The sequence below is a fragment of the Nonomuraea sp. NPDC048882 genome, from assembly GCF_040649755.1.
GTDB classification, from domain to species: domain Bacteria; phylum Actinomycetota; class Actinomycetes; order Streptosporangiales; family Streptosporangiaceae; genus Nonomuraea; species Nonomuraea maheshkhaliensis.
In genome coordinates this window covers 64,670-77,020 of record NZ_JBEZGB010000033.1, presented here as the reverse complement: position 1 = coordinate 77,020, position 12,351 = coordinate 64,670, and the positions used below count along the sequence as shown (strand labels likewise).

The following is a 12,351-nucleotide window of genomic DNA, read 5'->3' as shown; positions in this document are numbered from 1 at the left end:
CCAGCCACGCCCGTAGTCCGACCGGCGGGTCTCCGACCAGCCGACCTAACCCAACCCCACCGATGAAAGGGACATCAACTCGCAGAACGCACTCTCACAGTCCCAAGGGGTCGGGGGATCTCGGGCCCCAGGTCAGCCAGTGAGCTCGGATGACTGGCCGACCGGCAGTCGTGTGACTGGAGCAAGGGTCTCGCTGCTTGGGCGTTGGTGCTTCATACGTAGCCGCCGCCAGGCGGTCATCCAGGCCTGCAGGTCTTCCTGAGAGCCTGAGCATGCCCAAATGAAGGCCTCAACCAGCTTCGCCGACGGGAGGTGCGTGGACTTCAGCGCCTGGCAGAGGGTGCTAGCACCGAAAGCGTTGCGGGCACGCCTGACGATCTCCCGGTAGCTGGGCTCCTTGGCCCAGATCCGGTACTGCTTCATCAGTTCAACAAACTCGGCCGCTGTTTCCGCCTTTAGCGGGTCCGGCTTCAGCGTGTCGTAGCCGGGAACATCCTCGGGTGCTGCGAACGGCAGTTCAGGGGGGCCGTTCAGGGCAGTCAGCACCGGTTCTTGACGAAGGATGTGCCTCTCCATCGCGGCAAGGGCCTCAGCCGCAGACTCGGCTTGCCGGTCGGCATCCTCCAGTTCCATGGTGGCATGCGCGGATTTGGCCTCCGCCACCCCGAGCTCTTGCGCTGCTTTCTCGAACTCTCGGTGGTGGGTCCGTGCTCTGGCTCGCAGTTCCGGCACGAGGTGACCCTCTTGTGCAGCCTCCGCCGCTTCCTGCTCCGCGCGCTCCCGCATCGCATTCATCTGCATCAGGAGTCTTTTCGCTTGGGAGAATCGTTCCCGAGCTCGCGCGGCTCTGTGGGCCACCTCGCTGCGTCGTCTCTCGGCCGCGATGAGTTCGGCCCTGAGGTGCGCCAGATTCGTCTCGAGTCGGCGAATACGGACTTCCGACATCCTGCTAGACCTCCCGCGACCGAGGGGAGAGATGGCGGGCGGCCTTGACCGCCACCCCCACGGCTCCCCCGATCAGCAGGAGCGTGACCTCGGGAGAGTATCCCAGCCGCAGAAGCGTCACCGTAAGGACGATGACGATGATCAGGATGCCGATGCTGGCACCGGGGAGACGAAAACGAATAGAGATCATCGGGGGATGTACCTACCTTTGAATTCGACCACGGAACACGCCATCAAGCGAAAAGTCCGGGGCGGCGCCAACCACCCTGGATTGAGGCGTTGCAACCATGATGGCGCACCCGTACGTCCTTTCGGATCCGTGACGAGCTCGCGAAGCACGCTCGTGCGCCAAAGGCTGTTCAGCAGTGTTCAGCAGCGTTCAAAGGCGTGCAATGCCGTACCCGGCCGTACAGGAGCGTGCGAATTTGCCACACCCTCTGCCAATGTCCCAATTGTCCCGCTTCAATGGTCAGTGACAGAAGTTCACACCGAACTTCTCGGGGATCTCCGTCTCGACCACGGAACACCTCCGACCTTGTAGGAAACCTTGAGCTGCGCCAACAGCAGGTTTCCCACTTCGGACGTGGGGCTCCGCAGTTCAACTGCGGCCCCACGTCCCAAGCATCTGGACCCTGTAGAGCTGCAGCAGCCATCCCACACCCGAAACTTCTCGTCTACGCCACCCGGAAGTCTCAGTCGATGACGATGAGCTGCTAATCCTCCCCGCCATAACTCACGCTTGCGACCGCGATCCTATGGAGTCAATCTCCACTCGGCGTTCCACCTTGGGCGGAGAAGAGCTGCGGGTCGAACCAGAGGAGGTGCTTGTCCTGGGCTCCGATGTGGATCGCTGCCGCGCGGTCTTCTGGCCTGAGCGTCTTCTGGTTCGACTCCGGCACCATGTTCACGTCCGGACGCCGCTCCAGCCGGCGCAGCACGGCGTCCACCTGGTCGCGCGGCGCGTCCACGAGTGCGCGCACGTCGGCCAGGCCGACCCAGGCGCCGGGCCGGCGGGCAAGCCGGTCATAGGCGGCGCGGATCTGCGCTTCGATGCGCTTGTCAGCGGTGTCGCCGGGATGGCTGGTGGCGGGGGCGTCGTCGAGGAGGGTGATCACCCATCGGCCGCTGCTGTCCTTGTGACCGGTGACGCCGTGCTTGCGGATCTCCCCGGTCCTGAGCCACCGCTGAACGGTCGAGACGGAGACTCCCAGATCGGCGGCGGCCGACTCGGCGGTTTGCGTGGGGATGGTGGTCGTCGCGGCCATCTCGCTCTTCCTCGTGGGCGGGCTCGTGGGTGGGGTGGGTGTCACGTCCCCCGCTTCACGGGCCGGTAAGGCCGCGGCCAGCTGGGAACGTGTTGCGTCGTCGAGGCGGTCGAGGACGGATCGGATCGCGGCCGGGTCGCCGGCGGCCTGCGCCGCTGAGAGCGCTTTGCGGGCGCGGCTGAGTCGCTGGCGGGCGGCCTGCGCCTGGCGGGTGCTGCTGTGGCCGCCGGGGCAACGGCGGCCGCCGTGCTCTTTGGATCGGCACATGTCACGTCCCCTCTCGCTTCTCTTCGCGTCGGGATCTTGTCCGTGCATCAGTGGGGTGCTTATTGACGTACGGGTGGCAGGTCGTGCAGGACGGTGTCGGCGGGGTCGCCGAACAGCGGACCGGGGGTGCCCAGCAGCCGGTCGACGGCCTCGGTACGGGACCCGGCACGGTGCACCACAACGCGTCCGTCAGGGTCCAGGGCCTGCCAGCGGCGGCCGGAGCGGTGGACGCGGCCCAGTTCGACATCGTCGTAGCCGTCGTCGATGTGCACCCGGTAGGAGCCGTCAGGCAGGCGCGGCAGGTTCTCGGCCAGCGCGGCGGCGGCCAGCTGCGCCGCCGTGAAGGGGCAGATCGGCCGCTCGCGCGGGGAGCGGGCGCGCGGCCGGCGGGCCGTACGGGCCTCGGGGCCAAGCTCGGGCAGCGGGACGGGGGCGATGAGCACGGCCAGCAGCGCCATCACCGCCTGCACCCGGTTGATGCCGGCCGACCCGGGCACCGGGCCGTCGAGGGTGCAGGCGACGTCCCGGCCGCGATCGTCACGCTGCAGCCAGCCGACGCAGCGGCCACGCACGACGACGTCGGTGCGGCCGCTCACGCGGCCCCTGAGCAGACTCCAGGACGCCAGCGACGCCGGCGAGGTGTCGATCGCCCGGCCGCGGTCGTCGATCAGCGAGCCGACCGTCACCGCCGCATGCCCGGCGCCACCGATGCCCAGCGCGGCCGCCGCCGTCCGGGCGAGGTCCAGCCCGAGCACCGCGTGGCTCCCATGCGCGTCGCCACCGGTGGGCAGCGTGGTGACGGGCCGCCCGCCACTGTCGTGGACCTGCCATCCGCCGGGCCCGGCCCGCAGCCATCCCGCCCGCGCACCGTCGGCCAGCAGGAGACAGTTCTCACCGTCCAGGCGCGCCAGATACAGCTCCGCCACCGGCGCGGCCGGAGCCTCCTGATCGACCGGCCGACCAGGCGGTCGATCCTGCCCGCGAGCCGCTGGCGCGACTGACGCGCCGCTCCGTTCGGCGAGGCCTTCGCCAGGCGCCACGATGAGGGCCTGGCGGTCGTCCTGGCGGTCGTCCTGGCGGTCGTCCACGGGCGCGGGTGTGGCCTGGTCCCGGCCGGCTCGGAGGACCGGTTCGCCGAGCGTCGGCTCACTCGCCGGGCTCAGCCCGGCATCGTCGGGCGTGGGCTTACCAAGGGGAGGTGACAGCAGGCCAGGGCCGGCGTCGGAGGCAGGGCTCGGCGTGGGGGCGGCCTGTTCTGCCGGGCGGCCTCCTGCGCGGTCCTGAGCACGGGCGGCGGCCGGGCTCTGCTGGATGCGCTCGCTGCGCAGGTCGCGCTCCGGCTCCGCGGCCGGCGCGGCGGTGTAAGCCTGGCGCCAGGTTTCGACGGCCGACAGCGGCCAGTACAGCCGGTACAGGACTCGGATGGGGGCCGGGAACGGGCAGCGCTTGGGCTGCGCCCTGGCCAGCCATCCGCTGATGGTCTTGGGCGGGAAGCCGGAGACGGCGGCCGCGCCGGCGATGTCCACCCACACGTCCCCCTCCAAGGGTGGCAGGCCCAGCAGCGCGCCGGCGGGCGGCCGCTCGCCGGCGGCCAGGGCCTCACGCAGCGCGGCCAGGTGCTCGTCCAGGTCCACGGTCTCGGCCGGCTCGGTGGAGGCGGTCTCCACCGGCGCGCCGTCGCGGCCGCGTACCGATCGGGTGGCCGTCAAGAAGGGCTCCTTTCCTCAAGTCAGGTCATGTGCCGTGCCGGGCTGGATGCGCCCCGACGCAGATGGCGGTCCCAGTCCCGGAAGCCATCTCACCTCTGGTCAGGCTGCTGGTCGACCCGCGCGGCACGCACGATCTCGGTGACGATCCCCGCCTCGCTCAGGCCCGGGTCCCGCCATGAGTGTGGCCATCAGGGCGAACAAGCGCATGTCTGACTCCTGCCGATGTGGAGGTTTGGTGCGATCACGGATAGGCCCTCGCCGGGCGGGCCGGCGAGGGCCTGGGTCAGTCCCGCATCCTGGTGGCCGCGATGGCCAGGTCGGCGTGCAGGCTCGCGGCCTGGCGGGCCGCCAGCGCCACGGTGTCGCGGTAGGCGCTCACCCCGTCGACCAGGCCGTCGTCGTGGCACCTGGACGCCAGCACGAGCATCTCCTCCGCCACCACCAGCGCCTTCATCAGCGTGCCGCCCGCGTTCGTCGCGGCATCGCCCAGCGCCTGATAGCTGGCCGCCCGCGCGGCCGCGATCTGGCTCAGCGCGCTGGTCTCGACGGCCGCCGCCTCGCGGAGCGCGACAGCCATGCCGCCACCGGCCTTGGGCTGCAGAGTGGACATGCGGTCTCCTCTCCATCCGTGTCTACAGTTTCAAAACTGTAGACCTTACCGCCTCTCGACGCCCTACCCAGTTCGGTTACAGCTTTAAGACTGCAAGCGGGTCACGTACAGGTGGCGTATCCGCGGATGACCTGCCCCTGTTACTGAAGCGACCAGCCGGGGGCCCCACCGTCGTACACCGACGAACGGGCGGACGGTAAGGCCCTTTACCGGGGCGAGGGGACGTGACAGGCGAAGGCGGGTCGATCCGGAAGCAGTTCTTGTTCCGGTCCCGTGGTGATCGCGTCAATGTCAGCCGTTCCCGCAAACGACCCGTTTCGCGGCGACTCGAAGGCCTGCGGTGAAGCCTCCATGCTCGTGGCCGCCAGCAGGTGTTTTCACACCGCCGACCCGGAGGCGACCTTCATCATCGACGGCAGCAACCCCACACCGAAGGGCACGACCCATGGATTCGCACGACGACGACAAACCTCAACAGCTAAGCTCCAATGCCTCGCCGCCCGAGAACGTGAACCCAGCCGGTTCGTCACCCGCCCGAGAGCGGCCGGAGCGGTCCGGCACATGGCAGGCGGACAATCTCCTTGGTCTCATCAACGGCGTCATCGTCGCCGTCGGCGGCGTCTTTGTCACCACCTCCTCCATGGTCATCACCGTGATCGCCAGCGTGGCCGCACTGCTCATCGCCCTGACGATCATTCTGAAGAGCTGACCGGAGCATCGCACCCCAAGAAATCTTGCTCTCTTCTTTCACACTCGACCCCAGTGATGGACCTCATCATCAAGACGAGCGGCAGAGGGCCACTCGAACCCACGGAGGTAGGCAGGTGGTCCAGCTGAACAAGAGCGCCGCTCAAGCTGCGGCCCCGCCCGAGGCGGACCCCAGCATCAGGGGCCAGGTTGAACAGTTCTATCGCCAACGCAGCCGACTACTGATGAAAGCCACGATGATGCACGGGGCCACGGTCCAGGAGGCTGAGGACGTGGTCAGCATGACCATGCTCGACCTGTGGCGACGCTGGCATACGATTCTCAACCCCCACGCCTACGCCGCCAAGGCGCTGCGGAGCAACCTCATCAAGCTGCGGGAGAAGGACCGGGCCGAGGCGGGGCGGTTGCTCCGCACGCAGGCACCTGCCAGGGAGGCCGACTGGGACACCCGGATGACCCTGTGGGAGGACCGTACATGGGTGGAGCAGCTGCTTGACCGTCTGCCACCCGCCCAGCGCGAGGTGATGGCCTACTACCTGGAAGGCCTGAACTGTCCCGAGATCGCCGAATACCTGGACAAGAAGCCGGCCACGATTCGCAAGAATCTGCAGTTCGCCCGCGAACGCCTCAAAGAGATCATCGAGCAGGAGCACCGCATACAGACGCCTGTCGCCCAGGCGGCGCCACAGATCAGGGAGGAGGGCGCCCAATGAATCATGACCACACCCCCGACACGCCGCAACAGCCGCTTCCGCCGATCCCTCACGACCCGGTGGCCGACTACCTCGACTTCATCGACAAGATCAGTCAGGACGTCGACCACATCCCTGATCAGCAAATAGACGAGCGGGCACGACAGCTCTTCGGCGGGCCCTCGCTGCCGGAAGAGATCTGGGCCTCCGGCGTCACGAGGGAAATCAGCATCGTCGCAGGGGAGTCCCCGCACACGGATCTCGACTGCCTGCGCACCCTGAGGAGCGACGACATCCAAAAGGGCGCTCCCCCCATGTGGGCGGACACCTCGGAGATCGTCAACGCGGCGCATCGAGAAGCACACCGAATCCAGCACAGAGCACGAATGGAGGCGCAGGCTGATGCCGCTCGCTTCCGCGCCGCGGCCGAACGCGACGCCAGCGAGCGACTGGACACTGCCCTCACTCAAGCCGCCGGCATCGTGACTGACGCGCGCCGTACCGCGGAGACCCAGGCCGCCTGCATCCGTGCCGAGGCCGAACGCGACGCCGCAGACCTCATCAACGCCGCACACCGCCAGGCCGCCCGTATCCGTGCCGAGGCCGAACGCGACGCCGCAGACCTCATCAACATCGCGCACCGCGTGGTTACCCACATCACGGCGGAGACCCGGCCGCCGACTCGCAGCGAGCCTGGCGAAATCCACTATTACCCTGCGCGCAGGCAATCGCGGTGGCGTGACGTCGTCCTACAAACCGGCGCGGCTCTCCGCGAGAAGCAGGAAAACGCCGAGCGCTGCCAGGCGTACATTCACTATGGACATCACGGGATCAACGTGATCTTCCCACAAGGCGTGGAAATCGTCATAGATCTCTTGAGCCTTGCCCTGCTCAGCGCACACTGTGCCCCGGAGGCTGCCGATGTTGCTGCCCAGCGGCATGATCAGTTCGAAGCCAGATACGAGCGGTGCCGATCTTGGCTAGCAGAGTCTCTGATAGTGCCGAAGCTCCCCCATGAGGACTGCATCAACCAGGCGGTTGACCCTCCGCGCCAGACCACCACGCATGGGCAGTCAGGCCTACCAGTGATGTCCTCACAAGAGCCAGCTCACGTCACGTTCGCCACGAATACGACAGTCGTTGTCGGATCGAATAATTGCGGAAAATCCAGCATCCTTACAGGATCGCGTGCCCCGGTCACACGGCTCCTGTGGGAGCCGGTCAAGCTCAGGCTGGCCGAAGAGTTCCCGACCGTCCCCGTGGACACAATCGACCTTTGCGTCGCCGATGTGAGCGCGTGCGCTCACCGTCTTGGCATCTTCGCCACGCCCGAGCTCGTTGAATGCCTCGCCCGTGAGCAGCTGTTCGCGAGTGTCGTCTCGGCGCCTCCGCCGCATGGGGTGATCATCGCAACCGTTGATGACCCGAGACCGGACCATGCTTCGGAGCGCGGTGACAAACTGCCGTCCTTTAAGTAGGCAGATGCACTGCCACCTGCCTTGCCGGTCGCGGTCACCGGCGACATGCGGCGGGGAGCGTCGGTGCTCATAAAAAGCGTACTGCTGCTGTGTATGGACGGCTCTGACCTGGCGATATGCATGGTCAGAGCCGTCCAAGGGGTCAGTCCTGCGGCTTGTCGGCCTGCGTTCGAAGATGTGAGATCCGGCGCATCCGGCGTCAGCGGGCAGGGCTGAACTCCCGGTGTTCGTCGTATGGCATACGACGGGCCGGGAGCGTCGGGAGGCAGCAACGTCAGAAGAACTGCAGGCTCACGGGATCCTTTTGATCTGGAGCTTGCGTGAGTACTGAACCGCCGGCGTTGAGGATGCGTTCCAGGTGAGCGTAGACCTGGATTGCCCGGTTGATGATGTCTGTCTGGCTGTCACCGGTCATCTCAACGGTGTCATCAAGTGCCCTGGTCGCCTTGGCTGTGAGATTGACGGAGACTCGTGCCAGCGGAGCGTTGGTCCTGCGGCGAGTGCGTTCATCTATGGCGTCGGCGCCGTTCTTGGGCATGGCAAACCTCTCCTTGTGTAACTGGCCGGGGCACACGCCAATTCGGTTGGCGCCGAGATCTGGCGTGGCCAGGCCGACACGCCAGGCTTCCTCTGGCCTAAGGGGCCTGGCTTCCTTTATGTATGGGCGCTTACCCCTGGGGGTTGTGCGTCCCGATCTAAGGGCGGCATGTCACCCTCCCCTGTCTTCGCGGGTTCGCGTCCGCGACGGCTGGGCTTCGTCCTTGACCTTGAGTCTTGGGTCTAAGTATGCGTCGAACCACTGCGATAGTCAACTTCAATGTGCCTCTTATGTGCTTCCCATGCCCACTGACACATACACTAGACCCTCACTGGACACCTTTCACTCTGATTGCGTGTCCATAACGTCATGCTACGATGCTGCTGTGAGATCTGGCGCATCCGGCGTCAGCGGGCTGGGATGACCTCCCGCCCCTCGGGGGTAGGGCACGAGCCATGTGCCCACCCCCGGGTGCGAAGACAACCCCCGCCCGGATGGTCGTTCACCTGAGCCATCTCGGGAGAGTCACATGAGCAACGTCGACCCCCCAGCGGGCCGACCGCGATCACGCCGGGCCCGGCGTGATCGCCAGAGCGGCGGGCTGACTCCGCCGCGCAGGCGGAGGAAGGACAAGGTCGTCTACGAGGAGCGCAACCTCGTTGAGACCGAGGGTGCTCCGAGCGGCCGAGCCGACCCCCGGCTTCCCGGCTCCGCGGAGCCTGCCGAAGGAGAAGGCCAGGGCGTCTACGAGGAGCGCAACCTCGTCGAAAAGGAGGGTGCCCCCACCCCCAGGGCTGATCCTGACGGTCTGACCAGGCACAAGTCGATGGTCAAGGTCGGCAGGTGGGGATCAATGAGCGTGGACAGCAGCGCTCCGATCAGGTCGCTCACCGAGACCGCCGTGGCGACGCTCATGGTCACCGTGGCGGCAACGCTTCCGGCCGGCCTGGTCACCGTCATCGGGATCTCGACGGCCGCACCATACTGGACCACCTTCGCCGCGGTAGCCGTGATCTTCACTGCGGTGTTCGGGATGGCGATCTACCTCGCCCCCTCCCGCCAGACCGGACAAGATCATCAAGGGAGGCCCTAGAGAATCACCCCTTCCCGGACTCCAAAGTCCGGGAATTTTTGATTTATACGCCCCAGGGGTCCTGCGGTAGTGCTCCTACTTTGCGGCCCATCACATCGATCTGAACGGAGGGCCATGAGCCTGGTCGACCAGGCTCATGGCCGCTGCGGGGTGACAGGCGGGCTGTCGTCTTCAAGTGCCCGATACAGCATCGAGCGCCCCACGCCGAGCTCGCGGGCGATTTGCGTGACCGACCGCCGCCTGCGCGGCGGGCCCGGGCGGCGGCGAGCAGGTCGTCGCTCACCTTGACCGGGCGGCCTTCCGTACGGCCCTGGGCGCGGGCTGCGGCCATGTGCAGGTTGATGCCGCGCGGCGCGAGCTCGTCCTCCAGGAAGACCAGCAGCTCCTTCACGCTGCGGGCCACCCGGTCGGGCTTGGTGATGACCAGCGTGTCGCCCGCCTTCATGCCGTTCGGCGAAGGCCTTCACGGCCGTCCCGCATACGACCGATTCGAGGCCGGAAGTGGACAGGTAACGCGTTCGTCACCATGCGTCCGCTCCTGCCGGTACGGGAGCACTCTGGAGGCATGTCGAAGACGTCCGGGGTCAAGCGAGCGGCAGGTTCACGGCTGTGGCGCATCGTGGCGATCGCCGCAAGCGCCGTGCTGGCGGTCTGTCTGGCGGCCGTGCTGGTCTGGTTCTTCGCCGACCCGTTGCATGTGCCCGATCAGGTGCTTCAGGTGCTGGATCAGCGGGCCAGCGTGGCCGGCATGTTCACTGGCATGGCGCTGGGGGTGGCCGCCCTGGTGGTCGCCGTGGTGGCCTTGCGGGCGCAACTGCGTGCCGAGCACGCCCCAACGCAGGCCGCACAGGACACGCCGCCCGCCGTCTCCGCCTCCGGCGACGGGGCGGTCGCCCTCGGCGGCGGCAACGCCGGCATCATCTCGACCGGGGACGGCGCGCGCAATGTGCGGATGGGGGGCACCGCCTCTGGACAGGGGCGGGTGTACCAGGCCGGCGGCGACCAGACGATCAACGAATGATGAGCAGCCCGTCAGATGATCCGGGACAGCCGCCGGATGTCCAGATGGACGGCAGTGCTCGTGAGCATGGCCGCACGTACCAGGCGGCTCGTGACCAGATCATCAATGAGATCAACCAGCTGAGTCCGCGGCGGCCGCTGCCTCAAGCCGGCACTGTGCGGGTGCCGGCCGGGCTGTCGGGCCTGCCGCGCCGCCCCGCGCAGGCCTTCGTCGGCAGGGATGCAGCCCTGAACGCCCTGCGCCAGACGCTGCGGGACACGATGAGCACCGGTGTGATCAGTCAGGCCGTGCTCGGGCTGGGTGGCGTCGGCAAGAGCGAACTGGCCCTGCAGTACGCCCACCGCCACCGCCAGGACTACGAGCTGGTGTGGTGGATCGACGCCGACAGCCCCGACCTGATCCGGGCTGGCCTGGCCGCCCTGGCCCGGACGCTGACCTGTGGCATCGACTCGGACGCGGCCGAGCAGGCCACCGTGGAGGAAGCCGCCGCCTGGGCGCTGAGCTGGCTGGCCACCCACCCGGCCTGGCTGGTCATCTTCGACAACGTCGAGGAAGTCGCCGATGTCGAGCCGTACCTGGCTGGCCTGGCGCACGGTCATGTGCTGATCACCACCCGCCGCGACATCGGCTGGCAGCGCCTGAACGTCGCCCCCGTGCGGCTGGAGCTGTTGTCCCGCCCGGCCGCGACCGCTCTGCTGGCCGGCCTGATCGGCCCTCCGAACGCCGCCAGCACCGGCGCACTGGAGGACCTGGCCGAACAGCTGGGGGATCTGCCACTGGCGCTGACCCAGGCCGGCGCCTACATCGCCCGCACCCCCCGCATGTCCCTGACCCGGTACCTGGAGCTGCTGAAGGACATCCCGGCCCGCATGTACGCCACCGCCACCCCGACCGGCGGCGACGCCGAACGGGTGGTGGCCAAGGTGCTGACCCTCAGCCACACCCGCATCCAGGCCATCAACCCGCTGGCCATCCGCGTGCTGAACCTGCTGGCCTGCTTCGCCCCCGACAACCTGCCCTGCTCCGTCCTGGACCGCCTGCCGGAGACCGACCCGCTCCAGGTCGGCGAAGCCCTGGCGCTCCTGCAGTCGTACAGCCTGATCACCCTCACTCCCAGCCCTGCCGACCTGAAGCCCGGCGAGCCGGATGACCTAGTCAGCGTGCACCGCCTCGTCCAGGCCGTCACCCTGCACCAGCTCACCCCCGACGAGCGCGACCTCGACCGCCATGTCGCTGCGGAGCTGATCCTGGACGCGCTCCCCGGCGATCCGAGCACGATCGAGAGCTGGCCCGCCTATCGAGCGCTTCTCCCGCACGCCCGCAGCGTGCTGCCGCCCGGCTCCTCCGGCCTGTACCAGCTGGTTGCCTACCTCGATGCCAGCGGTGACTACAGCACCGCCGTCCAACTCCAGCAGGACCTCTACACCTACGTAGTCGCAACGCTGGGCGCCGAACACCCCGACACCCTGATCGCCCGGCACAACCTCGCCACCAGGACGGGAGAGGCGGGGGACATGGCATCCGCCCGCGACCAGCTCACCACCCTGCTCCCCATCATCGAGCGCGTCCGGGGCGCCGAGCACTCCGGCGCCTTGATCACCCGGAATCAACTCGCCCGCTGGACGGGGGAGGCGGGGGACGCGGCCGCCGCCCGCGACCAGCTCACCGCCCTACTCCCCACCGTAGAGCGCGTCCTGGGCGCCGAGCACCCCGACACCCTGATCACCCGGGACAACCTCGCCCGCTGGACGGGGGAGGCGGGGGACGCGGCCGCCGCCCGCGACCAGCTCACCGCCCTACTCCCCACCGTCGAGCGCGTCCTGGGCGCCGAGCACCCCAACACCCTGGCCGCCCGGGCCAACCTCGCCCGCTGGACGGGGGAGGCGGGGGACGCGGCCGCCGCCCGCGACCAGTACGCCGCCCTACTCCCCATCCACAAACGCATCCTGGGCGCCGAGCACCCCGACACCCTGATCACCCGGGCCAACCTCGCCCACTGGACGGGGGAGGCGGGGGACGCGGCCG

12 protein-coding genes are annotated in these 12,351 nt (G+C 68.0%); 6 read left to right on the top strand and 6 right to left on the bottom strand.

The genetic code is table 11. The features are described 5' to 3' along the window. Nucleotides 1-132 precede the first annotated feature (132 nt). From AB0C27_RS54030 to AB0C27_RS54015, 4 genes are all read right to left on the bottom strand, one after another. Entirely contained in the window at nt 133-945 is an 813-nt protein-coding gene (locus AB0C27_RS54030; RefSeq protein ID WP_357862722.1) for a hypothetical protein, read from the bottom strand. Between the two features lie 761 nt (nt 946-1,706). Then, on the bottom strand, nt 1,707-2,477 hold the full coding sequence (locus tag AB0C27_RS54025; RefSeq protein ID WP_357862720.1) for a helix-turn-helix domain-containing protein: 771 nt from the start codon (nt 2,475-2,477) through the stop codon (nt 1,707-1,709). A 59-nt stretch (nt 2,478-2,536) separates the two neighbouring features. Further along, nucleotides 2,537-4,186 (bottom strand): hypothetical protein, encoded by a 1,650-nt coding sequence (locus AB0C27_RS54020; RefSeq protein WP_357862718.1) that lies wholly within the window; start codon nt 4,184-4,186, stop codon nt 2,537-2,539. Between the two features lie 283 nt (nt 4,187-4,469). Further along, a complete protein-coding gene (locus AB0C27_RS54015) occupies nt 4,470-4,796 on the bottom strand; it encodes a hypothetical protein (protein WP_357862716.1) in 327 nt (108 codons plus the stop codon). 445 nt (nt 4,797-5,241) lie between these two features. Here AB0C27_RS54015 and AB0C27_RS54010 point away from each other — a divergent pair, with 445 nt between their 5' ends. From AB0C27_RS54010 to AB0C27_RS54000, 3 genes are all read left to right on the top strand, one after another. After that, nucleotides 5,242-5,505 (top strand): hypothetical protein, encoded by a 264-nt coding sequence (locus tag AB0C27_RS54010; protein WP_357862714.1) that lies wholly within the window; start codon nt 5,242-5,244, stop codon nt 5,503-5,505. A 115-nt stretch (nt 5,506-5,620) separates the two neighbouring features. Continuing rightward, nucleotides 5,621-6,217, top strand: coding sequence for a sigma-70 family RNA polymerase sigma factor (locus AB0C27_RS54005; RefSeq protein WP_357862712.1), 597 nt, complete (start codon nt 5,621-5,623; stop codon nt 6,215-6,217). Further along, nucleotides 6,214-7,674 (top strand): ATP synthase F0 subunit B, encoded by a 1,461-nt coding sequence (locus tag AB0C27_RS54000; protein ID WP_357862710.1) that lies wholly within the window; start codon nt 6,214-6,216, stop codon nt 7,672-7,674. Before AB0C27_RS54005 ends, AB0C27_RS54000 begins: the two co-directional genes overlap by 4 nt. Before the next feature lie 274 nt (nt 7,675-7,948). Here AB0C27_RS54000 and AB0C27_RS53995 read toward each other — a convergent pair whose 3' ends face one another. Beyond that, nucleotides 7,949-8,212: a hypothetical protein gene (locus AB0C27_RS53995; protein ID WP_357862708.1), complete on the bottom strand. Its 264-nt coding sequence runs from the start codon at nt 8,210-8,212 to the stop codon at nt 7,949-7,951. 529 nt (nt 8,213-8,741) lie between these two features. Between AB0C27_RS53995 and AB0C27_RS53990 the strand changes: the two genes are divergently transcribed. After that, the gene (locus AB0C27_RS53990) at nt 8,742-9,305 is read left to right on the top strand and encodes a hypothetical protein (protein WP_357862706.1); all 564 of its coding nucleotides are present in this window, start codon (nt 8,742-8,744) and stop codon (nt 9,303-9,305) included. Nucleotides 9,306-9,348: 43 nt separating this feature from the next. On the opposite strand, the gene AB0C27_RS53985 is transcribed toward AB0C27_RS53990, so the two are convergent. After that, nucleotides 9,349-9,750, bottom strand: coding sequence for a hypothetical protein (locus AB0C27_RS53985; protein WP_357862704.1), 402 nt, complete (start codon nt 9,748-9,750; stop codon nt 9,349-9,351). 120 nt (nt 9,751-9,870) lie between these two features. On the opposite strand from AB0C27_RS53985, the gene AB0C27_RS53980 reads away from it, so the two are divergent. Next, nucleotides 9,871-10,326 (top strand): hypothetical protein, encoded by a 456-nt coding sequence (locus AB0C27_RS53980; RefSeq protein ID WP_357862702.1) that lies wholly within the window; start codon nt 9,871-9,873, stop codon nt 10,324-10,326. A gap of 44 nt (nt 10,327-10,370) precedes the next feature. Beyond that, on the top strand, nt 10,371-12,351 hold a 1,981-nt coding region (locus AB0C27_RS53975; RefSeq protein ID WP_357862700.1), incomplete at its 3' end, for a tetratricopeptide repeat protein.

Excerpts from the sequence above, each read along its gene's own strand:
- AB0C27_RS54030 (WP_357862722.1), bottom strand. The coding sequence starts at position 945 with ATGTCGGAAGTCCGTATTCGCCGACTCGAGACGAATCTGGCGCACCTC.
- AB0C27_RS54025 (WP_357862720.1), bottom strand. The coding sequence starts at position 2,477 with ATGTGCCGATCCAAAGAGCACGGCGGCCGCCGTTGCCCCGGCGGCCAC.
- AB0C27_RS54015 (WP_357862716.1), bottom strand. The coding sequence starts at position 4,796 with ATGTCCACTCTGCAGCCCAAGGCCGGTGGCGGCATGGCTGTCGCGCTC.
- AB0C27_RS54010 (WP_357862714.1), top strand. The coding sequence starts at position 5,242 with ATGGATTCGCACGACGACGACAAACCTCAACAGCTAAGCTCCAATGCC.
- AB0C27_RS54000 (WP_357862710.1), top strand. The coding sequence starts at position 6,214 with ATGAATCATGACCACACCCCCGACACGCCGCAACAGCCGCTTCCGCCG.
- AB0C27_RS53995 (WP_357862708.1), bottom strand. The coding sequence starts at position 8,212 with ATGCCCAAGAACGGCGCCGACGCCATAGATGAACGCACTCGCCGCAGG.
- AB0C27_RS53990 (WP_357862706.1), top strand. The coding sequence starts at position 8,742 with ATGAGCAACGTCGACCCCCCAGCGGGCCGACCGCGATCACGCCGGGCC.
- AB0C27_RS53985 (WP_357862704.1), bottom strand. The coding sequence starts at position 9,750 with ATGAAGGCGGGCGACACGCTGGTCATCACCAAGCCCGACCGGGTGGCC.
- AB0C27_RS53980 (WP_357862702.1), top strand. The coding sequence starts at position 9,871 with ATGTCGAAGACGTCCGGGGTCAAGCGAGCGGCAGGTTCACGGCTGTGG.